We start from the raw sequence: 23,617 nt of genomic DNA, 5'->3' as shown, positions 1-23,617 counted from the left end.
CCGACTCGACCGGGAGCCGAAAAACCCGCGCCCGAGCCGGTTCAGTCTGGGCGGAACGAGGAGGGGCGATGGAAACTGCGGGTGCCGGCATCCTGCCGGATGTGAGCGGCGCGCCTAATGCCGAAACTCTCGCCAGGTTGCGCAGGCAGCGCGGGCTGGTGCGGGAACTGCGGGACGCTGTGGAGGTGTCGGGTCGCCGGCTGGCGGGCCGGGAGGCCGGCCCGGCGTGGCGGTCGCCGGCTCAGCGGGCGTACGGCACCGGACTGGTCGAGCTGAGCGCCACAGTGCAGAGTGCCTGGCGCGCCCTTGATGATGCGCTCTGGGCCGTGGACGAGGCCATCGAACGGGTGAAGGCGGCCCTGTGAGCGATTCAGACGGCACTGGCGGAGGCACTGGCAACGGTTTGGACGGCGGTGCCGGCACAGGCGGCGGCGTCGGCACGCTCACGGTGTCCGGCGGCGGCATCCAGGTCGCCACCGACACCGTGTTCGCCGAGTTGGCCGCGCTCACCCTGCTGCACGATGACGCCGGGCACTGGCAGGGGCAGATCGACCGCATCCGGGCGTTGGGCCTCGGCCCCGCACCGGGCTGGCAGCCGGATGACCTCGGCGCCTGCGTGTTCGGCGCCTCCGTCGCGATCGACGCGATCGCCGAGCGGAGCCGCCGGCTGGCCGATGCCCTCACCCAGACGGCCGAGGAATACGGCCACCTCGAGGCGGGCCTGGCGACGGCGATGCGGGTCGCCGGCGGCTGGCTCGGGCACACCCTCGGCCTGCTGGCGCCGCTGGTGGCGCTCTCCGTGGCGACGCCGCTGGCGTATCTGGCCGCCGGTTCTCTCCTGGCCAATGCGGTCCTCGGCCGCTCCACGTCGGTCGTGCCGCCAGGGCTCAGCGACTGGCTGCGGGAGAACCCCCGACTGCTCACGAATCCGGTAACCGTGGCCATGGTCAGGGCTCTCGTGTCCTCCGCCGACGACGTGGTCCTGGGCCGGATGGGGGTGCCGTACCCGGTGGCGGCGCTGCTGGGCGAAGACGGTGCCGGCGTGCTCGATGCCCGGGCGTCGGCGCTCGGCCTGCTGGTGGCGGCTCGGGCGGCCGGGATGCTGCGCGAGACGCCGGTGCGGGTGACCCAGGTGAGATCGTCGACGGCACCGGTCGGCGGGGGCGGCGCACAGTTTCTGTCCCCGGGCCCGGCGACCGGGCTGCCGGGCCTGCCCCTTGGACCTGCGCTCGGCCGACCGGGCCTGCCGGTTGGCCCTGCGACCAGCAGGCCGGGCCCGCCGCCGCCCTTTCCGCTGGGCCCCGGTGCCGGCCCTCCGGCCCTGCCGTCGACCCTGCCGCCGACGCCGCCGTCGACCATGCTGCGAAGCCCAGCGGCCGGCACTGAGGGGAGGAATCTGCCGCCGGTCACGGTCGACCTGCCGCAGCCGGTGCCGCCGGCGGGATTCGGCGACCTCGCCGACCGCATCCCCACCGAGGAGGATGGCGGCCAGGTACGCATCGAGCGGTACGGCGACGCGGAGCATCCGGCCTGGCTCGTCTACATCGGCGGCACCGTGGAATGGAGCCCGACCGGCTCGAGCGACCCGTGGGACATGACCTCCAACGTAACGGCGGTGGCCGACCAGGAGGCCGGATCGTACCGGGCGGTGCTGCAGGCAATGCAGGCCGCCGGGGTGCAGCCGGGCGACCCGGTGCTGCCGGTGGCGCACTCGCAGGGCGGGTTGATCGCGAACGAGCTGGTCGCCCGCGGCGAGATCAACGCCGTGGGCATGGTCACCTTCGGGTCGCCGGAAACCGGCCTGCCCCTGCCCGACGGACTGCCGGCCATCGCTGTGGAACACTCCGACGACATCGTCCCCGCGTTGGGCAGCACCGCGCACGAGGACGGGCGTCTCTACGTGCGCCGTGAGCTGTTCGCGGGAACCGCGGTGCCGGCCGACGAGCCTCTGCCCGCCCACCAGCTGGTCGGCTACCGCGACACGGCCCGCCTCGTCGACGGCTCCCCGGATCCCACGGTGCTGGCGTTCCGGGAGCGGCTCGACCAGATCGTGGGCACGACGCCCGGCCAGCAAAGCCTGTGGCGTTCCGAACGGGCGGAGTGACGTGAGCGGTGCGGTGGCGTCGGCCTACGAGCTGGAGTTGTTCAGCGGTCGCACGAGCAGGCCGAACAACCAGCTGAAGATGCCGAGCACGAACGCGCCCAGCACGCCCCACCAGAAGTTCTCGACGACCAGGCCGAAGCCGAGCAGACCGGAGATCCAGGCCACCAGCATCAGCAGCAGCCCGTTCACGATGAAGGAGAGCAGCCCGAGCGTGAGCACATAGAGGGGGAAGGCGACGATGCGCACGAAGCCGCCGATGAACCCGTTGACGAAGCCGAAGATCAGCGAGATCAGCAGGTAGGTGAGCACCACGGCGACGGTGTCCGGCGCGTACGGCTCGACCCGCACACCGGCCACGATCAGCGTGGTCACCCAGAGGGCCACGGCATTGACGATGAGCTTGATCAGGAAACTACCCATGCCTCCACTATGGCAGCCGGGGCCGGCACCCGGGAGGTTTTCGGCGCCGGCATACACGGTGCGAGCATGCGGCACCGCGAATATGTCGCGGCGTAGACTCGCCGAGTGAGCCCTACTGACCAGCCCTCGGTCCGCCTGCGCCCAGAGATCGTTGCGCTGCCGGCGTACCGGCAGGGCAAGGCGGCCAACGCATCCGCCTTCAAGCTGTCAAGCAACGAAAACCCGTTCGACCCGCTGCCCGGCGTCGTCGACGCAGTGAACGCGGTCTCGGCATTCAACCGCTACCCGGATGCGTCCGCCCTCGCCCTCCGCGAGCGGCTCGCCGCCCGCTACGGGCTGTCCTCCGACGAGGTGCACATCGGCGCCGGCTCCGTGGCGCTGCTCTCCCAGCTGATCCTGGCCGCGGCCGGCCCCGGCGACGAAGTGCTCTACTCCTGGCGCTCCTTCGAGGCCTACCCGAGCCTGGTCACGGTGTCCGGCGCCACCAGCGTCACCGCCCCGAACCGAGCCGACCACGGTCACGACCTGCCCGCGATGGCCGCGCTGGTCACGCCGCGCACCCGCGTTGTGATCGTCTGCAGCCCCAACAACCCCACCGGCGTGGTCGTCACCGCCGACGAATTCGCGGCCTTCATGGCGCTGGTGCCCACCGACCTGCTCGTGATCCTCGACGAGGCGTACGCCGAATTCGTCACCGACCCGGCCGCCGTCAACGGGACGACGCTGCTGAAGCGCTACCCCAACCTCGTCGTGCTGCGCACGTTCTCCAAGGCCTACGGGCTCGCCGGACTCCGGGTCGGCTACGGACTCGGCCCCGTCGGCATCCTCGATGCCGCCCGCGCCACCGCGATCCCGCTCTCGGTCACCGGTCAGGCCTCGGCCGCCGCCCTCGCCTCACTCGATGCCGAACCCGAGCTGCTGGCCCGGGTCGGCGTGATCGCCGAGCGCCGCGACGGCATCCGTGCCGCTCTCGTGGCCGCTGGCCTGGAGATCCCGGTGTCGCAGGCCAACTTCGTCTGGCTGCCGCTGGGCGAGGCGACGGCCGCGACCACCGACACTTTCACCGATGCCGGGCTCGTCGTCCGGCCCTTCCACCCGGAGGGCATCCGGGTCTCGATTGGCGAGGAGGAATCTGTGGCAACGCTCCTACGGATCGGCGCTGAGATTGTTCAGGATCTACCAACAGGCCATCCGGCCCGGCGGCTAGGTTAGTACGGTGCCAGTGACCTCCAACGACGCACCCGTGCGCACCCTGACCTCTCCCACCGTGCAGCTCCTGTCGACGGATGGGTCGTTCGCGCCGTCCGAATCGGCGGCCGAGTTCCTGCCCTACTTCGAGCGCCTCACCGAGGCCGACTACCGCAAGTTCTACCGCGACATGGTCGTCGTGCGGAAGTTCGACACCGAGGCCGCCAACCTGCAGCGCCAGGGCCAGCTCGCCCTCTGGGTGCCCAGCCACGGCCAGGAGGCCGCCCAGGTCGGCTCCGCCTACGCCACCCGGCCACAGGACCACGTCTTCCCCTCCTACCGGGAGCACGTCGTCGGCATGATCCGCGGACTCGACATGGTCGACATCCTGCGGATGCTGCGCGGCGTCACCCTCGGCGGCTGGACCCCGGAGGAGCACGGCAACTTCCACCTCTACACGCTGGTGCTCGCCTCGCAGACCCTGCACGCCACCGGCTACGCCATGGGTATGCAGCTGGACGGCGCCACCGCGACCGGCAACCCCGAGACCGACCAGGCGGTGATCGTCTACTACGGTGACGGCGCCTCCTCGCAGGGCGACGCCAACGAGGCCCTGGTCTTCGCGGCCAGCTACCAGACCCCGCAGGTCTTCTTCCTGCAGAACAACCACTGGGCCATCTCGGTGCCGGTGTCGCGCCAGTCGCGCTCCCCGCTCTACCTGCGCGCCGGCGGCTTCGGCATGCCCGGCATCCAGGTCGACGGCAACGACGTGCTCGCCAGCTACGCCGTGACCGCCAAGGCCATGGACGACGCCCGCGCCGGCCACGGCCCGTCGCTGATCGAGGCGCTCACCTACCGGGTCGGTGCCCACACCACCGCAGACGACCCCACCAAGTACCGCGACCCCGACGAGCTCGCCTACTGGGTCGCCCGCGACCCGATCGTGCGCTTCCGCGCCTACCTCAAGGGTCTCGGCGTGGAGCAGGAGTTCCTGGACTCCGTCGACGAAGAGGCCGCGGACCACGCCGCGGATGTGCGTCGCCGCGCCCTGGAGATCACTTCGCCGGACCGCGACGTGATCTTCGACAACGTCTACGCCGAACCGCACCCGCTGGTGGTGGAGCAGAAGGCCTGGCTCGACGGCTACGAGACCTCGTTCGACGGGAGTGAGTCCTGATGACCATTGCAGACACCACGACCGTGGCACCGACCAGCGCGAACCTGCCCATGGCCAAGGCCCTCAACCAGGGCCTGCGCCAAGCGATGCTCGACGACCCCAAGGTGCTCATGATGGGTGAGGACATCGGCCCGCTCGGCGGCGTCTTCAGGGTCACCGAGGGCCTGCACGCCGAGTTCGGCGAGAAGCGGGTGCTGGACACCCCGCTGGCCGAATCCGGCATCATCGGCACCGCCATCGGCCTGGCCATGCGCGGCTACCGGCCGGTCTGCGAGATCCAGTTCGACGGTTTCGTCTTCCCCGGCTTCGACCAGATCACCAGCCAGCTGGCCCGGATGCGCAACCGGCACGAGGGCGGCGTCACCATGCCCGTCGTCGTGCGGATTCCCTACGGCGGCCACATCGGCTCGATCGAGCACCACCAGGAGAGCCCGGAGGCGTACTTCGCACACACCCCGGGACTGCGCGTGGTGAGCCCGTCGAACCCGCACGACGCCTACTGGATGATGCAGGAAGCGATCGCGTCGAACGACCCGGTGATCTTCTTCGAACCCAAGAGCCGCTACTGGCCCAAGGGATTGGTGGACTTCACCGCGGCCGGAACACCCCTGCACGCCAGCAAGGTGGTGCGCACAGGCACGAGCGTCACCGTCGTCGGCCACGGCGCCATGGTGAGCGTGCTGCTGCAGGCTGCCGAACTGGCCGCGGCCGAGGGCATCAGCCTCGAGGTCATCGACCTGCGCTCGATCTCACCGATCGACTACGGGCCGGTTCTCGAGTCGGTGCACAAGACCGGGCACCTCGTCGTGGCGCAGGAGGCCGCCGGCTTCGTCAGCGTCGGCTCTGAGATCGCCGCCACCGTCACCGAGCGGGCGTTCTACTCGCTCGAGGCACCCGTACTGCGGGTGTCCGGCTTCGACACCCCGTTCCCGCCCGCCGCGGTGGAGACGCACTTCCTGCCCAGCCCCGACCGGGTGCTCGAAGCCGTCGACCGCTCCCTCGCCTACTAACCACACACCGCCGGAAAGGCACCCCATGAGCGTCTCCCGATTCACCCTGCCCGATGTGGGCGAGGGCCTGACCGAGGCCGAAATCGTCGAGTGGAAGGTCGCCCCCGGCGACACCATCTCGATCAACCAGGTGCTCGTCGAGATCGAAACCGCCAAGTCCCTGGTTGAGCTGCCGTCGCCGTACGTGGGCGTCGTCGGTGAGATCCTCGTCGAATCCGGCACCACCGTCGACGTCGGCACCGTCATCATCACGATCCTCTCCGAGGCCGGCGCCACCGACGACGATGCCCCGGAGGCCGCCGCCCCGGCCGGCACCGCCCCGGCCGTCGACGACCTCACCGCCGCCGCCCAGGATGCCGGTGGCACCATCTCGCAGGAACCCGCCGAGGAGTCCCCGGCCGTACTCGTGGGTCGCGGCGCGGCCGCCTCGATGCCCACCCGTCGTCGCCGGCACGTCGTGGCGCCGGCCGCGCACGAGGCCCTCGCGCCCGCCCCGACCGCGCCCCCGCAGGGTGGCCCGGCTGCCTCCGGCCCGCGCTCGACCAGCGCCGCCACGGGCCCGGCCCGTACGGCTCCGCCGGCCCGTTCGGCCGCCGCGCCCGCCGCATCCGCCAAGCCCGCCGCCGCGCCCGCCCGCCCGGCCGGCCCGGTGATCACCAAACCGCCGATCCGCAAGCTGGCCAAGGACCTCGGCGTCGACCTCAGCCAGGTGGAACCAACCGGCCGGTTCGGCGACGTCACCCGGGAGGACGTGCTGCGGGAGGCCACCCAGGCCAGCGTGTTCCGCAATATCCAGACGCCGGAGTGGCCCACCGACCGTGAGGAGCACATCCCGGTGAAGGGTGTGCGCAAGGTGATCGCGCAGACCATGGTGCGCAGCGCCTTCACCGCGCCGCACGTGAGCCTGTTCGTCGACGTGGATGCCACCCGCACCATGGAGTTCGTCAAGCGGCTCAAGGTCTCCACCGACTTCGCCGGCGTCAAGGTGTCGCCGCTGCTGATCATGGCCAAGGCCATGATCTGGGCCGTACGCCGCAACCCCACGGTCAACTCGGTCTTCACCGACGAGGAGATCGTGATCAAGCACTACGTGAACCTCGGCATCGCCGCGGCCACCCCGCGCGGCCTTATCGTGCCGAACATCAAGGAAGCCCAGGACATGAGCCTGCTCGAGCTGGCATCCGCCCTCGAGAAGCTCACCATCACGGCTCGCGACGGCAAGACCAGCCCGGCCGAGATGGCCAACGGCACCATCACCATCACCAACATCGGTGTCTTCGGTATGGACACCGGCACGCCGATCCTCAACTCCGGCGAGGCCGGCATCGTGGCGCTGGGCACGATCAAGCAGAAGCCCTGGGTCGTCGACGGCGAGGTGCGCCCGCGCTTTGTGACCACCATCGGCGCCAGCTTCGACCACCGCGTGGTCGACGGCGACGTGGCCAGCCGGTTCCTGGCCGATGTGGCCAGCATCATCGAGGAGCCGGCGCTGCTCCTGGAGTAGCCCGCTCGGCTTCCGGCCGCCGGCCCCCGGCCCGCGAGGGCGGCGGCGCGCCGCGGCCCTCGGCGCACCCGGCCTCGGCGCACCCCGTGCGGGCGAATGCGCCCGCTACAGCGGGCGCATTGAGCCACAGGGGGTGCAGCGATGAGCCGACGTCGTGATCACGCCGTGCCGGTTACGCCGTGCCGATTAAGCCGTGCCGATCACGCCGTGCCGATCACCACGGTGGCGTCCAGCGCTTTCGATCTGACCACGCGCGGCGCGAGTCCCTGCCGGGCGAAGGTCTCCACCGTCTGCGCGGCCTGCCCGGCGCTGGTCTCGATGAGCAGGTGACCGCCGGGGGCCAGCCATTCCGGGGCCGCCGCCACGAGCCGGCGCTGCACGTCGAGCCCGTCCGCGCCGCCATCCAGCGCCACGTGGGCCTCGTGCAGTCGCGCCTCGGGCGGCATCCGGGAAATGGCATCCGTGGGCACGTACGGGGCGTTGGCCACGATGAGGTCGACCTGCCCGCGCAGCGTGCGCGGCAGCGGCGAGAACAGGTCGCCGGTGAGAACCCTTCCGCCCAGCGGCTCAAGGTTCTCCCGCGCGCAGGCCGTGGCCGCCGGGTCGATGTCGACGGCGTAGAGCAGCAGCCCCGGCTCTGCGCTGAGCAGGGCGGCCCCCACGGCGCCGGTGCCGCAGCACATGTCGACCGCCACCGAGCCGGGTCGACCGAGCCGTGCCGCCCGGCGCACCAACAGGCCGGTGCGGCGGCGCGGCACGAAGACGCCCGGCCGCACGGTGATGCGCAGCCCGCAGAACTCCACCCAGCCCAGCACCTGTTCGAGCGGCAGGCCGGACGTGCGCCGGGTGAGCAGGTGCTCCAGCTCGGCCGGGGTGCCGGCGGCCGCCATCAGCAGCCTGGCCTCGTCTTCGGCGAAGACGCATCCGGCCGCGCGCAGGCGGTCGATCACCTCGGTGGGGGCAGCTGGGCGCGGCGGCATGGCGGGTCAGCCGGCCGGGTGCTGTCGCCAGCCGCGCAGCGCGGCCAGTTCGAGGTCGGTGAGCCCCGCCGCGGCGAGCAGGGCAGGGAGGTGGAGGCCGGCCAGCGCCGCGCGGAAGGCCGCCTCCGTCGAGGTGCCCAGCGATCGGCAGAGGGCCTCGCTGGCGGCTTCGTCGTCTGCGCGCCCGGATGCGACGGCGCGTTGCTCCGCGCGACGCACCGTCTCCAGGTAGTCGTCCACGATCGCCTCCGGTTCGGCGCCGACGATGCTCAGCAGCAGCAGGGCAATCTGCCCGGTGCGGTCCCGCCCGGCGACGCAGTGGAACAGCACGCCGCCCGGCGGCGCCGTTGCCAGCGCTGCCAGTGCGGCCCCGGAGCGCTCCGGCATCGTGGCGAGGTGCGGCAGGTAGTACAGGGCGGTGCCCACGAGCCCGTTGTCCCAGTAGTCGGCCCAGAAAGCCGTGTTCTCCAGGCCGTCGAGGTCGACGTTCACGGTGGTCAGCCAAGCGGGGCGCGGCTGGGTGTCGCGGGCTCGCTCGCCCGGTTGCCGCAGGTCGACGACGGTGCGGATGCCCGCCGCGCGCAACTGCTCCCAGCCCGCGCTGGTGGCCTGGTCCAGGTTCTCCGACCTGAAGAAGACCCCGCGCGGGGTGGTTCCGCCGCTCCGGAGCGGGATGCCGCCCAGGTCCCGGGCGTTGGCGAGCCCGTCAACGGCCAGATGCCGCTCGGCCGCCCGGAACGACGGCGAGCCCGGCGGCTGGACGGACGGCGACGCGGCCATGCTGCTAGGCGAGGAAGGTGGGCAGCAGGCGGACCGGGGGAGGCGCATCCGTGCGCAGTCTGGCGTGGGTCTCCACGTCGAAGCGTTCGGTGCCGTACTTTAGCTTCTGCCGTTCGACGCCCTCCGCGACGAATCCGGCCTTGGTCGCGACCTGGCAGGAGGCCGGGTTGTTGGTGCGGTGGCCGAGCTCCAGCCGGTAGAGGCCCTGGTCGGTAAAGGCCCAGTCGGCGATCGACGCGAGGGCGAGTGTCGCCAGGCCGCGCCCGCGCACCGCGGCCGAGACCCAGTAGTACACCCAGCCGGTGCCGTGTCGGTGTTCCATGCTGCCGACCCCCACGTTGCCCACCGCGACACCGTCCACGCTGATGGCGAGGTTCTGCCTGGCCGTCGTCCCGGTTGCCAGGTTGTCGGTGATGAAGCTCTCGCAGCGGGCGACTGTGGACAGCTCGATGGCGCCGAGCTGGGCGGCGAGGTCGCCGCTCACCGTGAAGGCGGTCTGCAGGCTGATGGCATCGTCGAGCCGCCAGGGCCGCAGCACCGCCTCCGGGGCGGGGGCAACCGGCCGGATGGCCCGGGTCGCGCGAGCGAATCGGCCGGGTGTGGCCTGTCTCCTGGCGGGAGTGGCGCTGCCCGTGCCTGCTGCTGCTCTCATGGCAACAGAGTAGACGGCGGCAGGGCTCGCCCGCGAGTTGCGGCAGATACCCCAGCCCACCCAGTGCGGGGGAGCGTGGTGCATGTCGACGGTGGTGCGCCCGCCCTGACTCCGCCCAGTGCCCCTGGCGAGCAGCGGGGATGTGGCGGAACTCCCGAACGGCGGGGGAGGATGGGGCATGGCCTTTGAGCGCTACCCCCTCCGCCGCGTCGAGGAGGACCCGGACCACGGGATGGACCGCGGCTCCTGGCCGGCCACCCTGCCGCCGGTGGCCCAGCTGCTCGCCGACGGGCTCGACCTGGGGCCGGCGACGGTCTTCGTGGGCGAAAACGGTGCGGGCAAGTCCACCCTCGTGGAGGCGATCGCGCTGGCCTGGGGCCTCTCGCCGGAGGGTGGCTCCACCGGCGCCCGCAATTCCAGCCGGGTGAGCGAGTCCCCGCTGCACGATCATCTGCGGCTGGTGCGAAGCGGCGGCAGCACCCGGCGTGGTTACTTCCTGCGCGCTGAGACCATGCACGGCTTCTTCACCTACCTGGAGGAGAACCCGGGCAGTAGGCCGGAACCGCGTTTCCACGAGATCTCGCACGGCGAATCGTTCCTCGAGCTCGCCATCGACAGGTTCCGCGGCCGGGGTTTGTGGGTGCTCGACGAGCCGGAATCCGCGCTCTCGTTCTCGGGCTGTCTGGCGTTGCTCGGCCACCTCAAGGATCTGCTGGCCGAGGGCGGTTCCCAGGTGATCATGTCGACACACTCCCCGTTGCTCGCGGCCCTGCCCGGCGCCCGCATCCTCGAGGTGGGCGAATGGGGCCTGCGCGAGAGGGCCTGGCGCGACCTCGACCTGGTCACGAACTGGGCCAGCTTCCTCGACGCACCGGAACGGTACCTCCGGCACCTGTAACCGGCCGCCCTCCGCTCTAATGGTTTTGACAATCATTATCAATAGGCGTAGCGTTTCGAAGGTGAAGACCCCCAGACTCCTCCTCCCCGCCCTGGCCGCCTCCGCAGCGCTCGTGCTGGCCGGATGCTCAACGCCCGCCACGTCAGCGTCCGAGGGATCGGACGGCGACCTCCAGGTCGTCGCAACGACCACCCAGATTGCCGATCTCACCCGCAACATCGTCGGTGACGCGGCCGGAGTCACGGTCACCCAGCTGATCCAGCCCAACCAGAGCGCGCACAGCTACGACCCCTCGGTCGCCGACCTCACCGCACTCGGCGAGGCCGACGTGCTCGTGATCAACGGCGTCGGGCTCGAAGAATGGCTCGACGACGCGATGGAGGCCTCCGGCTTCGACGGCGTGACCATCGACTCCGACGAGGGCATCACCATTCTGGACGGCGAGGCCGGCAACGAGGACGAGGCCGCGCATGAGGATGAGGCCGCGCACGACGACGAGGCCGCCGAGGAGCACGACCACGCCGGGGGCAACCCGCACATCTGGACCGACGTGGCCAACACCGAGAAGATGGTCGCCACCATCGCCGAGGGACTGGTCGGTGCCAGCGCCACGCACGCCACGGACTTCGAAGCCAACGAGACCGCCTACGCCGGCCAGCTCGCCGAGTTGGATGCCTGGATCCGTGAGAACGTCGATGCCGTGCCCGCCGACGAGCGTCTGCTGGTGAGCAACCACGACGCCTTCGGCTACTTCACCGCCGCCTACGGCATCACCTACGTCGGCAGCGTCATCCCGAGCTTCGACGACAACGCCGAGCCGAGTGCCGCCGAGATCGACGCCCTCGTGGCCGCCGTCAAGGCCACCGGAGTGAAGGCGGTCTTCTCGGAGGCCTCGATCAATCCCAAGGCCGCCGACACCATCGCCGCCGAGGCCGGTGTGGCGGTCTACTCCGGCGACGACGCCCTCTACGGCGACTCGCTCGGTCCGGCAGACAGCGACGGCGCCACCTACATCGCCTCCCAGCTGCACAATGTCAGCCTGATCCTGGAGTCCTGGGGTGTGACGCCCAGCGCCGTACCCGCCGACCTGCAATAGTTGAACAGTGAACGAGAACCCTTCTCAGCAGCGGATGCCCGCAGCGCTCGCCCTCCGCGTAGCCGGGGCCTCGTTCGCCTACGCCCAGACGCCTGCCCTCACCGGCATCGACTTCGATCTGCACGCCGGTGAGGCCGTCGCGCTGATCGGGCCCAACGGCTCGGGAAAGTCCACCCTGCTCAAGGGCATCCTGGGCCTGATCCACCGCACCGCGGGCACCGTGGAGGTGCTCGGCCACGCCACGGCCCCGGCCGGCACTGTCGGCTACGTTCCGCAAACGGACGAGCTCGACCCCGAGTTTCCGGTGAGCCTCGAGCAGGTCGTGATGATGGGCCGCTACCGCGCGCTCGGCTGGTTGCGCCTGCCCGGCAAGAAGGACCGCCAGGCCGTGGCGGCCGCCCTGGACACCGTCGGCCTGAGCCATCTGGCCAAGACCAGGTTCGGGGAGCTCTCCGGCGGTCAGCAGCAGCGCGGTCTGCTCGCCCGCGCCGTGGCCGCCGGACCCCGCCTGTTGCTGCTCGACGAGCCGTTCAACGGGCTCGACCAATCCAACCGGGACGCCCTTGTCGGTACCGTCGAACGGCTCAAGGCCGACGGCGTCGCCGTGCTCGTCTCCACCCACGACCTCGAACTGGCTCGGGCGGTCTGCGAGCGGGTGCTGCTGCTCAACGGCAGTCAGGTTGCCTTCGGCGCGCGCGAGAGCGTGCTCACCCTCGAGAACGTGCAGCGCACCTTCCACGAGGTCGGCGTCGAGATGGACCAGCACACCCTGGTCATCCCCGGCCACGAAGGCCACTGAATGGCCGAGTTCTTCGGGCCGCTGGTCTCCGCGTTCGCCCTGCCGTTCATGGCGAGGGCGCTCGTGGTGCTGCTCGCCCTCAGCCTGGTGGCCGGCATCGTCGGGGTACTGGTCAACCTGCGCAGCCTCGAATTCATCAGCGACGGCCTCACCCACTCGGTCTTCCCCGGCATCGCGATCGGGTTCGTCTGGGGCGGCCGCGAGGGACTCTTCGTCGGCGCCATGGTCGCCGCCATCCTGGCCGCGATAGTGCTCACCCTGATCACCCGGCGAGCCGTCTCGGGGGATGCGGCCATCGCGATCGTCTTCACCGCCATGTTCAGCATCGGCATCCTGGTGGTCTCCCGGCAAACCAACTACGCCGGCCAGCTCGAACAGCTGCTCTTCGGCCGGCTGCTCACGGTGACGACCGCCGAGGTGGCCCAGACCCTGACGATCTGCGCGATCGCCCTGCTGCTTGTGGGCCTCACCCTCAAGCAGCAGGTCTTCCGGGCGTTCGACCGCACCGCCCTGGCGGCGGCCGGCTACCGCCCGCTCCTGCTGGACCTGGTGCTCAACATCGCCATCGCCCTCGTCGTGGTCGCCGCGTCGAGCGCTGTCGGCAACCTGTTGGTGCTCGCCGTGCTCATCGTGCCCGGCGCCGTCGCCCGCCTGATCACGGTGCGGCTCTGGCTGCTCTTCCCGCTCGCGGCGGTGTTCGCCGCACTGTGCGCCTGGGTGGGTCTGGCCGTCGGCTACGAGGCCTCCGTGACCGCCGGCATCGATCTGCCCAGCGGAGCTACCGTCGTGCTCGTGCTCGTGGCCGGCTACCTGCTCGTGCTCGTCGGCCGGCTCGCGGTCGACCGGATGCGCCGCCCCGCCTCGGCGGTGCCGACAGCCGGGGCCCAGCCGGAAACGGTGGCCACCTGATGGGCTACTTCGAGAAGGCCCTGTTCGCGGCCGCCGTGATCGGCGCGTTGAGCGGCCTGGTGGGCACGCTGGTGCTCCTGCGCCGCCGCACCTTCTTCGCCCAGGCGCTCACCCACGCCACCTTCCCCGGCGCCGTCGCCGCGGCCCTGCTGGGTGTCAGCATCCCGCTCGGTGCCGCCGTCGCTGCGGCCGTGATCGTCATGATCATGACCCTGCTGGGCCGGGTGCGCCGGCAGGGCAGCCAGGTGGCGTCCGGCATCATGCTGACCGCCGGGTTCGCGCTCGGCGTGCTGCTCCAGGCCCTCAACCCGTCGTTGCCCGTGCACGTGGAGTCCTATCTGGTCGGCTCGATCCTCACCGTCACCGATGGCGACGTGATACTGGCCGCCACGGTGCTCGGCGTGGCGGTGCTGGTTGCGGTTCTCTTCGGCAAGGAGATCCTGTTCTCCACCTTCGATCGCACCGGTTTCCGTGCGGCCGGCTACCGGGAGTGGCCCATCGAGCTGCTCACCCTGGTGCTCATCACCGCCACCGTGGTCACGGCGATGCCCGCGGTGGGCGCCATCCTCGCGATCGCCCTGATCGCCGCCCCGGCCGCGGCCGCCCGCCTGGTGGTGCGCACCGCGGCAGGCATCGTCGTGCTGGCGCCCCTGATCGGCGCCGGATCCGGCATCATCGGCGTGCTGCTCTCCCGCTCCCTCGACGTGGCGGCAGGGCCGGCCATCGCGCTCGCCGCCGCCGCCTGCTTCCTGCTCGCACTGGGGGTGCGTTCGCTCGGGGCACGCGTGCGAGGGGTTCATGCACCCGGCCGGGCGGGGTTACGGTTGGAAACATGAAGCGAAACACCTGGCAGCGAGAGGCCGTGCGCACCGAGCTCGGTCGCGCCGAAGGGTTCGTCAGCGCCCAGGGCCTGCACTCCGCCCTGCACACCAGCGGTTCCCCGATCGGCCTGGCCACGGTGTACCGCGCCCTCGCCGACCTGGCGCTGGAGGGCGACGCCGATTCGCTGCAGTCGCCCGACGGGGAGAGCCTGTACCGGGCGTGCAGCACCACGGAGCACCACCACCACCTGATCTGCCGCAACTGCGGGCTCACGGTGGAGATCGAGGTCGCCGCGATCGAGAATTGGGCCACCGACGAGGCGTCCAAGCACGGCTTCACCGAGGCCGCCCACGTGATTGACATCTTCGGCCTCTGCGCGGCCTGCACCGCGCTTGCGTCGACCCGCCCGACCCCGTAGGCTGGGTAGCTGCTGCGCATATCTGTGCGTGCATTGCTTGTTCGTGTCTTTTCCTCCCATTCGAACCAGCCACCGGAAGTCACCTTTCGGCAGGCCGCTTCCGGGTGGAATCCCACGCGAATTGGCCGACAAGAGATCTTGGGAAGGGCAATCGCCCTTCGGTATTGGAGGAAAACCATGGCAGCAACCTGCCAGGTGACCGGAGCCGTTCCCGGCTTTGGACACAACATTTCACACTCGCACCGGCGCACCAAGCGTCGTTTCGACCCGAACGTGCAGACCAAGAAGTACTTCGTGCCGTCGCTTCGCCGCAACGTCACGTTGACCCTCTCGGCAAAGGGCATCAAGGTTATTGATGCTCGCGGCATCGAGTCGGTCGTCAAGGACCTGCTCGCACGTGGGGAGAAAATCTAATGGCTAAGGCACAGGACGTACGTCCGATCATCAAGCTGCGTTCGACGGCAGGCACCGGTTACACGTACGTGACCAAGAAGAACCGTCGCAACAACCCCGACCGTCTCGTACTCAAGAAGTACGACCCGGTCATCCGCAAGCACGTTGACTTCCGTGAGGAGCGCTAAAAATGGCGAAGAAGAGCATGATTGCCAAGAACAACCAGCGCAAGGTCATCGTCGAGCGCTACGCCGCGAAGCGCCTTGAGCTCAAGAAGGCCCTGGTCAACCCGGCCGGCACCGATGAGTCCCGCGAAGAGGCTCGCAAGGGCCTCCAGAAGCTGCCCCGCAACGCCTCGCCGGTTCGCCTGCGCAACCGCGACGCGGTTGACGGTCGTCCCCGTGGCCACCTCTCCAAGTTCGGCATCTCGCGCGTGCGTTTCCGCGACATGGCGCACCGCGGCGAGCTGCCCGGCATCACCAAGTCCAGCTGGTAATTACCAGCTACTGGTCGCCTGAACGCGATCAGCGCAGCATCCACAGGGGATGCCGACCTCGGTCGGCATCCCCTGTTTTGTGTTCGGCGTGGGTGACACGGTTCGGCCCGAACGGGGGCGACCAGTTCGCGCACAGCGAAAACGGGCCCGTTCGGCGCCCTAAAGAGCTCCGAAACGCCGTAAATCCGCGGAATCCTGCGGATCAATGCTAGATTCAACCCGGTCGAACCGACCAACGGAGGCGTTTTCCAAACGCGCCCGCTTCACCTGAATACCTGTTTTTTACAGACGAAGGTCCGAGGAGGACACTCAATGGCTGACAAGTCGCTGAACAAGACCGAGCTCGTTGCCAAGGTTGCCGCAGACTCTGGCCAGAGCCAGGCTGCTGTCGATGGCGTTCTGAACGCTTTCTTTGCAACCCTCGCCGACACCGTTGCAAACGACGGCAAGGTCACCATCCCGGGATGGCTCGGCGTCGAGCGCACCGCAACCGCTGCTCGCACCGGCCGCAACCCGCAGACCGGCGAAGAGATCGCCATCGCAGCAGGCCACCGCGTCAAGCTGACCGCTGGTAGCAAGCTCAAGGCCGCCGCCAAGTAGGCAGCAGGTCTAGAACGTATCGGTGGGCGTCGACTTCGGTCGGCGCCCACCGTTCGTTAACCGGGCGGTCCGGCGCCCAGGCCAGGGACGGCAAGTCTCGCCCCGCCGGTTAAGCTGGACTGGTGCCTCGTTATGTGCGGATAGTCGGGCCGGCAGCGCTGCTGCTGGCCGCGATTCTGGCGACGCTGGCGGCGCTCGCCTACGGCGGTGGCGCCGAGGCGCAACTGCTCGCCGACCCCGGCAGTGTCGTGCGGTGGGGCCTGCCGGTGGCCAAGCTGCTCGTGAACATCGGTGCGGCCGGCACCATCGGTGCCCTGGTGCTCACCTGCTTCGCGCTCAGCCCCGACAAGCCCGAGTACGGCACCGCGATCGACCTGGCCGCCGCCTCCGCCGCCTTCCTCACCATCGCGTCCGCGACCACCGGCTTCCTCACCTTCCTGCAGGTGACCAACGTCACCATCAGCTTCGACGACAGGTTCAGCGCCACCGTCGGGCAGTTCTTCAGCCAGATCGAACTCGGCCAGGCGTGGCTGGCCACCACCCTGATCGCCGCAGCGGTCACGGTGCTCTGCTTCGCGGTGCGCAACCAGACCGCGCTGGTCTTCGTCACGGTGCTCGCCCTGCTCGCACTGCTGCCGATGGCCCAGCAGGGCCACTCCGCCGGCGCCGCTGGCCACGACGCGGCCATCACCGCCCTGGGCCTTCACCTGATCTTCGCCGCCGTGTGGCTGGGTGGCCTGCTCACCATCATCCTGCTGCACCGGCAGCTCACCTCCGCACGTCTGCGCGAGGTCATCGGCCGGTACTCCACCCTCGCTCTGGTCAGCTTCGTCGTCGTCGCGGCCTCCGGGTATGTCAGCGCCGAGCTCCGCATCGGCAGCTGGGACAACCTGCTCACCGGGTACGGCGTCCTGGTGCTCGCCAAGGTGGCCCTCTTGTTCGTGCTCGGCGGTTTCGGGGTGCTGCAGCGCCGTTACCTGATCGGCCGGATGCAGAGCGGCGCCGGCCGCACCGACAGCTTCTTCTGGTGGCTCGTCGTGGGCGAGATCGCGTTCATGGGACTGGCCAGCGGCGTGGCCGCTGCCCTCGCCAGGACCGCCACCCCGGTGACCCAGGTGATCACCACGGCGATCCCCACCGCCACCCCGGCCCAAATCCTCACCGGCGAGCCGTTGCCGCCGGAACTCACCTTCGCCCGGTACTTCACCGAGTGGAACTTCGACCTCGCCTGGGTGCTGTTCTGCGCGTTCGGCATCTTCTTCTATCTTGCCGGCGTGTGGCGGTTGCGGCGCCGCGGCGATAAGTGGCCGCTGCACCGCACCATCCTCTGGGTGGTCGGCATGATCACACTGTTCTACATCACCAACGGCGGCGTAAACGTCTACGAGAAGTACCTGTTCTCCACGCACATGCTCGCGCACATGGCCCTGACGATGCTGGTGCCGGTGCTGCTGGTTCCCGGCGCCCCGGTGACGTTGGCGGCCCGCGCCATCCGGATGCGCCGCGACGGCAGCCGGGGCCCGCGCGAGTGGATCCTGCTGGCCGTGCACTCCAAGTTCGCGGGCGTCATCTCCAACCCGCTCGTGGCCGCGGTGCTCTTTGCCGGCTCGCTGTGGGTGTTCTACTACACGTTGTTGTTCAGCTGGGCCACGACCGACCACATCGGCCACCAGTGGATGATCGTGCACTTCCTGATCACCGGCTACCTGTTCGTGCAGTCGTTGATCGGCATCGACCCGGTGCCCTACCGGCTGCCTTACACGTTCCGGCTGCTGTTGCTGCTGGGCACCATGGCGTTCCACGCCTTCTTCGGTCTGGCCCTGATGACCGGCACCGGTCTGCTCCTGGCGGACTGGTACGGCGCGATGGGCCGTGACTGGGGCGTGAGTGCCCTGGCCGACCAGCAGGCCGGCGGCGGCATCGCCTGGAGCGTCGGGGAGATCCCGACCATCGCTCTGGCGATCATCGTGGCGATCCAGTGGGGACGCAGCGACGACAAGGAAACCAAGCGTCGCGACCGCACCGCCGATCGCACCGGCGAGGCGGAGCTGAACGAGTACAACGAGCGCCTCGCCCGGCTGGCCGCGCACGACCGTTAGAGCTAGCGCAGCTGGATGGCCAGGGCGCCGTCGGACTGGATCGTGACGCTCAGGCCGACCGAGAACGGCACATCCTCTTCGCGGGTGCTGAGGTCACCGTCGTACAGCGACTGCACGTCGACCACGATGTGAGCCTGGCCCTCGGTGGCCGGCATGTCGAACGAGCTTTCCCCACCGGCCAGGGCAACCTCGGGGTACTGCGCGATGGACCACACCGGCGCTGACTTCACCCGGTTGTCGATCTCGATGCCGAAGGGACAGCTCGACGGCTGCAGCACCTGCTGGGTGGCGCACTCGTCGAGGAACTCGTTGAGCTTGGCCTGCACCTGACTGGTGAAGGTCTCGTTCGGCATCGCGTCAACCGTGACATCCGCGGCGCCGGAGGCCACGACGGGCACCTTCTGCGCCGGGGCCGTGAGCATCGCGGAGTCGTGCGAGATGCTGTAGACCGCCGGGGCGAAGGCGAGGTACGCGCCCTGGTTGGAGAACGTGACCGGGGCGTCGGCCGCCGCGTGGGCACGGGTGTCCAGGGTGAGGCCGTTCACCGAGAAGTCCGCCTCGTGCAGCACCGTCACCTGCAACACCGCGAGGGGGCTGGTCACGAACCCCCACGTGCTGAAAAGGCCGGCAACGCTGCCGACGCGTTCAACGGTGAATTCCATCGAGGAATCCTTGCCGTCCAGGTTGAAGTCGTAGAGCACGGTGTGCTCGTCCGCCCCGTCACCGTCTTCGGCGGGCACGGCCGTGTCACTGACCAGGTGGATATCGGTGATCGACCCGAGCACCGAGGGACGCAGCAGCGTGCGGGGCAGGTCTTGGGGGAGCCCGGCGGCCTCGAGATCGGCATCCGTCGGTTCGGCGCCGGGCAGGGCCAGAGCGGTGTCGGTGTCGTGCGCCGCGAGAGCCTCGAGGTACTGGCGCACGAACCCGCCGGCGCTGTACAGATCGCGGTTGAGCGCTCCGATCGCGGCGACCAGGGCGGCGCAGAGCACGGTGCTGACAACGATCACCGCGATGGCGGCACGCAGATAGCGCGCCCGCCGCACCCCGTTCCCGACCCCGTAGCTCACCTGCACATCCTACGGGGAGTGCCTCCGGGCTCCGTGCGGATTGGCTGTGCACCGAGCGACCCGGCTGCCCGGTTTCGCGCACGCGAGCTACACTCCGAGCGTCTGATGAGAGGAGCGTTCCGTGCTCAACAGCGAATCCACCCCGGCCAGGCACCGACCTGAACGGAGACCGACCGCCATTGGGGCGGTTCTCCTGCTCTGGGCGCTGGTGGCCTGTGCGCCTGGCCCGGCTCCCGCGCCGTCGGGGAGCAGCAGCGCCGAGACCGCCGCCCCCACCGACACGCAGTCCCCTCCGACCTCTCTACCCATCGACATCGACAGTCCGGTGGCCGACGCCCCGGTCACGATCCCGGTCAGCGTGCGGGGCACCGCCGGCGCCCCCGACACGGCGCTCGTCGTCGACCTGCTCGACGAGGATGGGCAGACGCTGTGTGTGCGGAATCTCACGGCGGCGGCGGCGGCGTCGGGGGCCGGGGGCGCCTGGCATACCGACCTGGCGTTCAGCCCGCCGGATGCCGAGCAGCCGGTCACCCTGCGCGCCTACGAGCTCAGTGCGGAAGACGGCAGCGCCACCAACGTCAGCGAACGTCCCCTCACCCTCACCCCTGAGCGGCCGCCGGTCATCATCACGTCTCCGGTCTGCGGTGCGAGCATCGCGGCGGGTGGCGTTCTAGAGGTGAGCGGGCGAGCGATGGTGCCCGAGGGCCAGTTCACCGTCGAACTGCGCGATTCGGCCGGTGCCCCCGTGCTCACCGAACAGGTCACGGCTGCCAGCGGTTCCGAGGAGTCGGACTTCAGCGTCACGCTCCCGGTGCCGGCGGGAATCGCCGCCGGGTATTACGACCTCGTCGGCTTCGACAACAGCCTGAAGGACGGCAGCGTGCAGTACGAGTTCCCGGTGCAGCTGGTTCTGCAGTAGCCGAGCCGCGTGCGCCCGCCCGGCCAGTTATCCACCGGGGGGCCAGGAAGGGTCCGGTGCGCCGGTCGGACGGTTACAGTGGAGGGGAAACCGATGTTCTCCTGGCCACCGCCCGCATCGCCTCCGCATCCCACCGAAAGTTCTCCCGTGACCGCGCTTCCCCCCGAGATTCCGCTTTCGCGCGAGCAGGCCGAGGTGTTTGCCGCCATCGAGGGCACGAAGCAGAACGTCTTCGTCACCGGCCGGGCCGGCACAGGTAAGTCCACGCTGCTCAACCATCTCTCCTGGAACACCAGCAAGCAGATCGTGATCGCGGCGCCCACCGGTGTCGCCGCCCTGAACGTGGGCGGCCAGACCCTGCACTCCCTGTTCCGGCTGCCGATCGGCGTGATCGCCGATCACGCCATCGATCAGAACGATCAGCTGCGCAAGCTGCTCAACACCATCGACACCGTGGTCATCGATGAGGTCTCCATGGTCAACGCCGACCTGATGGATGCGATCGACCGCAGCCTGCGGCAGGCCCGGCAACGCCCGCACGACACCTTCGGCGGTGTGCAGATCGTGCTCTTCGGTGACCCGTACCAGCTCGCCCCGGTGCCGGGGGATCCCGAGGAGCGCGCGTACTTCGCCGACACCTACCGCTCGATGTGGTTCTTCGATGCCAAGGTCTGGCAGAGTGCCGAACTCAAGATCTTCGAGCTCACCGAGATTCACCGCCAGCACGACGCCGGCTTCAAGACCATGCTCAACGCGGTGCGCTACGGCCAGGTGACTCAGGAGATCGGCGGCGCGCTCAACGGTGCGGGTGCCCGGACCCCGCCGACCGAAGGCGTGATCACACTGGCCACCCGCAACGACGCGGTCAACCGCATCAACGCGGCCGCACTCAAACGGCTCTCCGGCAAGTCGCTCTCGGCCAAGGCCGAGGTCACCGGCGACTTCGGCGGACGCACCTACCCGGCCGACGAGGTGCTCGAGCTCAAGGTGGGCGCCCAGGTCATGTTCCTCCGTAACGACAACCCGCTCGACGGCGGCCCGCGTTGGGTGAACGGCACCATCGGCACGGTGACACGGGTGGATTCGACGGTGTACGTGGACATTGACGGCACCACCCACGAGGTGGAGCCCACAGTGTGGGAGAAGTTCAAGTACACCTACAACGCGGCCACGAAGAAGCTCAGCAAGGATGTTGTTGCCGAATTCACCCAGTTCCCGCTTCGACTGGCGTGGGCGGTCACGATCCACAAGTCGCAGGGCGCCACGTACGAGAGGGCCATCGTCGACCTCGGCACCCGCGTGTTCAGTCCCGGCCAGACCTACGTGGCCCTGAGTCGCCTGACCAGCCTGAACGGCCTGTACCTCACCCGGCCGTTGCGGCCGAGCGACATCATCGTCGACGAGAACGTGCTCCGTTTCATGGAGGGCCTGCGCGTCACGCCCGCCGTTGAGGGTGCCTGACTTCCGCCGCTGACAGCTACCGCTGACCGCTGCCGCAGATTTCTGCCGCTGCTGCTGCCGTCTGGCTACGCCGCGGGCCGGGCCGGTACCGCCGACGAGCGATCAGGTGTTGAACTCCCGCCGTCTCCCGTGTGGGTGGGCGCGAGCCCTCTCGGGGTGTTGAACCCCACCGTCACCGGGCGCTGAGCCCGAGGCGTGTGGTTCGCATTTCCAGCGGGCCGTTACGGCAGTTGCTGGAGTGTGGTGGGGCTCTTGCTGGGCATGTGGATCAGTGTCTGGCCGGGGTCGATGCTGGCGGGTGGTCTCAGCCAGTAGCGGCCGTGGTGTTCGAAGATTTGCCAGCTTTGGTTGTGCAGGAGGCGGTGGTGGGCGGGGCAGAGCAGGATGCCCAGGCGGAGGTCGGTGGTGCCGTGGTCGCGTGCCCAGTGTTCGATGTGGTGGGCTTCGGTGAGGGCGGGTGGTTTGGTGCAGTCGCCCCATCGGCAGCCGCCGTCGCGGGCGGCTAGGGCGAGGCGTTGGGCGGGGGTGAAGAGGCGTTCTTCGCGGCCGAGGTCGATGGGTTGGCCGGTGGGGTCGATGGAGATGGTGATGGTGCCGGAGTTGCAGATGAGTCGGTCGATGGTGGGTTGGGCCAGGGGGGCGGGGTTGCCTTCGAGGTAGCCGTGTCCGGTGCCGTCGGGTATGGGGGTGAGGATCTGGGTCGGGTCTCGCAGTAGGACCAGCGACGTGGCGGGTGGTGCCGGCGGTGACGTCAGGCCTGGCCGGGCGGTGGGCTCGGGTGCCGTCGGGGTGAGCGGTTTCGGTGCTGGTGCGGCGGGTGGGGTGGTGGGCTGGTTGAGGCGTTGGTCGTCGAGCTGGTTACCGGGTTCGCTGCGGGGCGCGCTGCCTGGTCGGTCGTTGGATGGGCTGATGGGTGGGCTGCCGGGCTGGATGCTGGCTCGGCCGCCGGGCTGGCCGTTGAGTTGTGTGCCGGGCTTGATGCCGGGCGGACTGATGGATTGTGCGCCGGCCTGGGCGGCGGGTTGGCCGCTGGGCTGTGCCCCGGGTTGGCCGGGCTGGCTGTGGGGTTGGCCGCTGGGCTGTGCCCCGGGTTGGCCGGGCTGGCTGTGGGGTTGGCCGCTGGGCTGTGCCCCGGGTTGGCCGGGCTGGCTGTGGGGTTGGCCGCCGGGCTGTGCGCCGGGTGGGCGGCCGGGCTGCGTTGTGGTGGGTTTGGTGGTGGTGGTGGTAGGGGTGGCGGTGGTGAGGATGCGCACGGCGGGTTGGCGGCCGCCGAGCATTCGGTGGGGGTTGACTTCGGTTCCGGCTTTGAGGAGGTCGAGGAAGTTGTCGGCAGTGAGTTGGTCGGTGCTTCTGGGGTCATCGCGCACCGACTGCGCCCATTTCGCGCGGTCCGGGTCGACGAAGCGCACGCCGCCGCGGCGAGGGCTGGTGAGGCTGTCGAAGGTGGAGACGATGAATTGGCCCTGTTCGGGCGGGAAGAGCCCGTTGATGCAGATTTGCCCGGTGGGCAGGGCCCAGACTCGTAGGTAGCGGTCGTCCCAGGCTTTCTGTTCCCGCACGGCGATGCCGGCCTCGTCGAGGCTGTCGCGCATCCGCCGGGCCCGTTTGAGCAGTTGGTCGGCGTTCATCGTGACCGCGTCGGTGAGCAGGGTTGTCAGGGCGTCGGTGAGTCTCTGCCCGGTGACGACGGTATCGACGTTGCCCAGGCCGGTGCGGATCGCGTGCGCCGCGGCTACCGTCAGCGTTCCGTCGGCGACGGCCTGCGAGATCGGGGCGTGCCAGGGCAGCGGCCCCGGCGCGCCGCCGCGATCGCCGGCTGCGC

At 69.8% G+C, this 23,617-nt stretch carries 25 protein-coding genes; 19 read left to right on the top strand and 6 right to left on the bottom strand.

The genetic code is table 11. The features are described from left to right. Window positions 1-68: 68 nt before the first annotated feature. Window positions 69-365, top strand: a complete 297-nt coding sequence (locus ACEN2M_RS07170) for a hypothetical protein (protein WP_441647430.1) — start codon at window positions 69-71, stop codon at window positions 363-365. Then, the gene (locus ACEN2M_RS07165; RefSeq protein WP_441647429.1) at window positions 362-2,104 is read left to right on the top strand and encodes a hypothetical protein; all 1,743 of its coding nucleotides are present in this window, start codon (window positions 362-364) and stop codon (window positions 2,102-2,104) included. Before ACEN2M_RS07170 ends, ACEN2M_RS07165 begins: the two co-directional genes overlap by 4 nt. Window positions 2,105-2,128: 24 nt before the next feature. Here ACEN2M_RS07165 and ACEN2M_RS07160 read toward each other — a convergent pair whose 3' ends face one another. Beyond that, window positions 2,129-2,524, bottom strand: coding sequence for a phage holin family protein (locus ACEN2M_RS07160; protein ID WP_441647428.1), 396 nt, complete (start codon window positions 2,522-2,524; stop codon window positions 2,129-2,131). 105 nt (window positions 2,525-2,629) lie between these two features. Between ACEN2M_RS07160 and ACEN2M_RS07155 the strand changes: the two genes are divergently transcribed. The 4 genes from ACEN2M_RS07155 to ACEN2M_RS07140 are packed head-to-tail and all read left to right on the top strand — an operon-like array spanning window position 2,630 to window position 7,403. After that, complete coding sequence (locus ACEN2M_RS07155; protein ID WP_441647427.1) at window positions 2,630-3,736, top strand: histidinol-phosphate transaminase; 1,107 nt, start codon at window positions 2,630-2,632, stop codon at window positions 3,734-3,736. Between the two features lie 4 nt (window positions 3,737-3,740). Continuing rightward, window positions 3,741-4,889 carry a pyruvate dehydrogenase (acetyl-transferring) E1 component subunit alpha gene (pdhA, locus tag ACEN2M_RS07150; RefSeq protein ID WP_441647426.1) on the top strand — a complete coding sequence of 383 codons (1,149 nt, stop codon included), beginning with the start codon at window positions 3,741-3,743 and terminating at the stop codon, window positions 4,887-4,889. Then, the gene (locus ACEN2M_RS07145; protein ID WP_441647425.1) at window positions 4,889-5,899 is read left to right on the top strand and encodes an alpha-ketoacid dehydrogenase subunit beta; all 1,011 of its coding nucleotides are present in this window, start codon (window positions 4,889-4,891) and stop codon (window positions 5,897-5,899) included. The genes pdhA and ACEN2M_RS07145 overlap by 1 nt, the downstream gene beginning before the upstream one ends. Window positions 5,900-5,924: 25 nt before the next feature. Further along, a complete protein-coding gene (locus tag ACEN2M_RS07140; protein ID WP_441647424.1) occupies window positions 5,925-7,403 on the top strand; it encodes a dihydrolipoamide acetyltransferase family protein in 1,479 nt (492 codons plus the stop codon). 200 nt (window positions 7,404-7,603) lie between these two features. On the opposite strand, the gene ACEN2M_RS07135 is transcribed toward ACEN2M_RS07140, so the two are convergent. The 3 genes from ACEN2M_RS07135 to ACEN2M_RS07125 are packed head-to-tail and all read right to left on the bottom strand — an operon-like array spanning window position 7,604 to window position 9,815. Continuing rightward, window positions 7,604-8,383, bottom strand: a complete 780-nt coding sequence (locus ACEN2M_RS07135) for a putative protein N(5)-glutamine methyltransferase (protein ID WP_441647423.1) — start codon at window positions 8,381-8,383, stop codon at window positions 7,604-7,606. 6 nt (window positions 8,384-8,389) lie between these two features. Continuing rightward, the gene (locus tag ACEN2M_RS07130) at window positions 8,390-9,163 is read right to left on the bottom strand and encodes a tyrosine-protein phosphatase (RefSeq protein WP_441647422.1); all 774 of its coding nucleotides are present in this window, start codon (window positions 9,161-9,163) and stop codon (window positions 8,390-8,392) included. Between the two features lie 4 nt (window positions 9,164-9,167). Next, complete coding sequence (locus ACEN2M_RS07125; protein WP_441647421.1) at window positions 9,168-9,815, bottom strand: GNAT family N-acetyltransferase; 648 nt, start codon at window positions 9,813-9,815, stop codon at window positions 9,168-9,170. A 178-nt stretch (window positions 9,816-9,993) separates the two neighbouring features. Between ACEN2M_RS07125 and ACEN2M_RS07120 the strand changes: the two genes are divergently transcribed. The 11 genes from ACEN2M_RS07120 (at window position 9,994) to ACEN2M_RS07070 (ending at window position 18,345) form a co-directional block, all read left to right on the top strand. Then, window positions 9,994-10,713 carry an AAA family ATPase gene (locus ACEN2M_RS07120; RefSeq protein WP_441647420.1) on the top strand — a complete coding sequence of 240 codons (720 nt, stop codon included), beginning with the start codon at window positions 9,994-9,996 and terminating at the stop codon, window positions 10,711-10,713. A gap of 61 nt (window positions 10,714-10,774) precedes the next feature. Continuing rightward, on the top strand, window positions 10,775-11,809 hold the full coding sequence (locus ACEN2M_RS07115) for a metal ABC transporter substrate-binding protein (protein ID WP_441647419.1): 1,035 nt from the start codon (window positions 10,775-10,777) through the stop codon (window positions 11,807-11,809). 7 nt (window positions 11,810-11,816) lie between these two features. Next, complete coding sequence (locus ACEN2M_RS07110) at window positions 11,817-12,608, top strand: metal ABC transporter ATP-binding protein (RefSeq protein ID WP_441647418.1); 792 nt, start codon at window positions 11,817-11,819, stop codon at window positions 12,606-12,608. Next, window positions 12,609-13,517: a metal ABC transporter permease gene (locus ACEN2M_RS07105; RefSeq protein ID WP_441647417.1), complete on the top strand. Its 909-nt coding sequence runs from the start codon at window positions 12,609-12,611 to the stop codon at window positions 13,515-13,517. It begins immediately after the preceding gene. Continuing rightward, a complete protein-coding gene (locus tag ACEN2M_RS07100; protein ID WP_441647416.1) occupies window positions 13,517-14,353 on the top strand; it encodes a metal ABC transporter permease in 837 nt (278 codons plus the stop codon). Before ACEN2M_RS07105 ends, ACEN2M_RS07100 begins: the two co-directional genes overlap by 1 nt. After that, the gene (locus ACEN2M_RS07095) at window positions 14,350-14,757 is read left to right on the top strand and encodes a Fur family transcriptional regulator (protein WP_441647415.1); all 408 of its coding nucleotides are present in this window, start codon (window positions 14,350-14,352) and stop codon (window positions 14,755-14,757) included. Before ACEN2M_RS07100 ends, ACEN2M_RS07095 begins: the two co-directional genes overlap by 4 nt. 177 nt (window positions 14,758-14,934) lie before the next feature. Then, window positions 14,935-15,171 carry a 50S ribosomal protein L28 gene (gene rpmB, locus ACEN2M_RS07090; RefSeq protein WP_066598603.1) on the top strand — a complete coding sequence of 79 codons (237 nt, stop codon included), beginning with the start codon at window positions 14,935-14,937 and terminating at the stop codon, window positions 15,169-15,171. Next, window positions 15,171-15,338 carry a 50S ribosomal protein L33 gene (gene rpmG / locus ACEN2M_RS07085; RefSeq protein WP_130176355.1) on the top strand — a complete coding sequence of 56 codons (168 nt, stop codon included), beginning with the start codon at window positions 15,171-15,173 and terminating at the stop codon, window positions 15,336-15,338. Before rpmB ends, rpmG begins: the two co-directional genes overlap by 1 nt. Window positions 15,339-15,340: 2 nt before the next feature. Then, entirely contained in the window at window positions 15,341-15,646 is a 306-nt protein-coding gene (gene rpsN / locus ACEN2M_RS07080) for a 30S ribosomal protein S14 (protein ID WP_035880538.1), read from the top strand. Window positions 15,647-15,958: 312 nt separating this feature from the next. Beyond that, window positions 15,959-16,246 (top strand): HU family DNA-binding protein, encoded by a 288-nt coding sequence (locus ACEN2M_RS07075; protein ID WP_066598601.1) that lies wholly within the window; start codon window positions 15,959-15,961, stop codon window positions 16,244-16,246. 122 nt (window positions 16,247-16,368) lie between these two features. Beyond that, window positions 16,369-18,345 carry a cytochrome c oxidase assembly protein gene (locus tag ACEN2M_RS07070; protein WP_441647414.1) on the top strand — a complete coding sequence of 659 codons (1,977 nt, stop codon included), beginning with the start codon at window positions 16,369-16,371 and terminating at the stop codon, window positions 18,343-18,345. A gap of 2 nt (window positions 18,346-18,347) precedes the next feature. Here ACEN2M_RS07070 and ACEN2M_RS07065 read toward each other — a convergent pair whose 3' ends face one another. Continuing rightward, window positions 18,348-19,415 carry a hypothetical protein gene (locus ACEN2M_RS07065; RefSeq protein ID WP_441647413.1) on the bottom strand — a complete coding sequence of 356 codons (1,068 nt, stop codon included), beginning with the start codon at window positions 19,413-19,415 and terminating at the stop codon, window positions 18,348-18,350. 121 nt (window positions 19,416-19,536) lie between these two features. On the opposite strand from ACEN2M_RS07065, the gene ACEN2M_RS07060 reads away from it, so the two are divergent. Then, entirely contained in the window at window positions 19,537-20,334 is a 798-nt protein-coding gene (locus ACEN2M_RS07060) for a Gmad2 immunoglobulin-like domain-containing protein (protein ID WP_441647412.1), read from the top strand. Between the two features lie 147 nt (window positions 20,335-20,481). After that, the gene (locus ACEN2M_RS07055) at window positions 20,482-21,795 is read left to right on the top strand and encodes an ATP-dependent DNA helicase (RefSeq protein WP_441647411.1); all 1,314 of its coding nucleotides are present in this window, start codon (window positions 20,482-20,484) and stop codon (window positions 21,793-21,795) included. Window positions 21,796-22,016: 221 nt separating this feature from the next. Here the strand turns inward: ACEN2M_RS07055 and ACEN2M_RS07050 are convergent. Further along, on the bottom strand, window positions 22,017-23,617 hold a 1,601-nt coding region (locus tag ACEN2M_RS07050), incomplete at its 5' end, for a DUF222 domain-containing protein (RefSeq protein WP_441647410.1).

The organism is Cryobacterium sp. W22_MBD10_FK3 (genome assembly GCF_052113745.1).
In the GTDB taxonomy this organism is placed as follows: domain Bacteria; phylum Actinomycetota; class Actinomycetes; order Actinomycetales; family Microbacteriaceae; genus Cryobacterium.
Note: the sequence above shows the minus strand (reverse complement) of the source record. Positions and strands in the feature narration are given on the sequence as shown.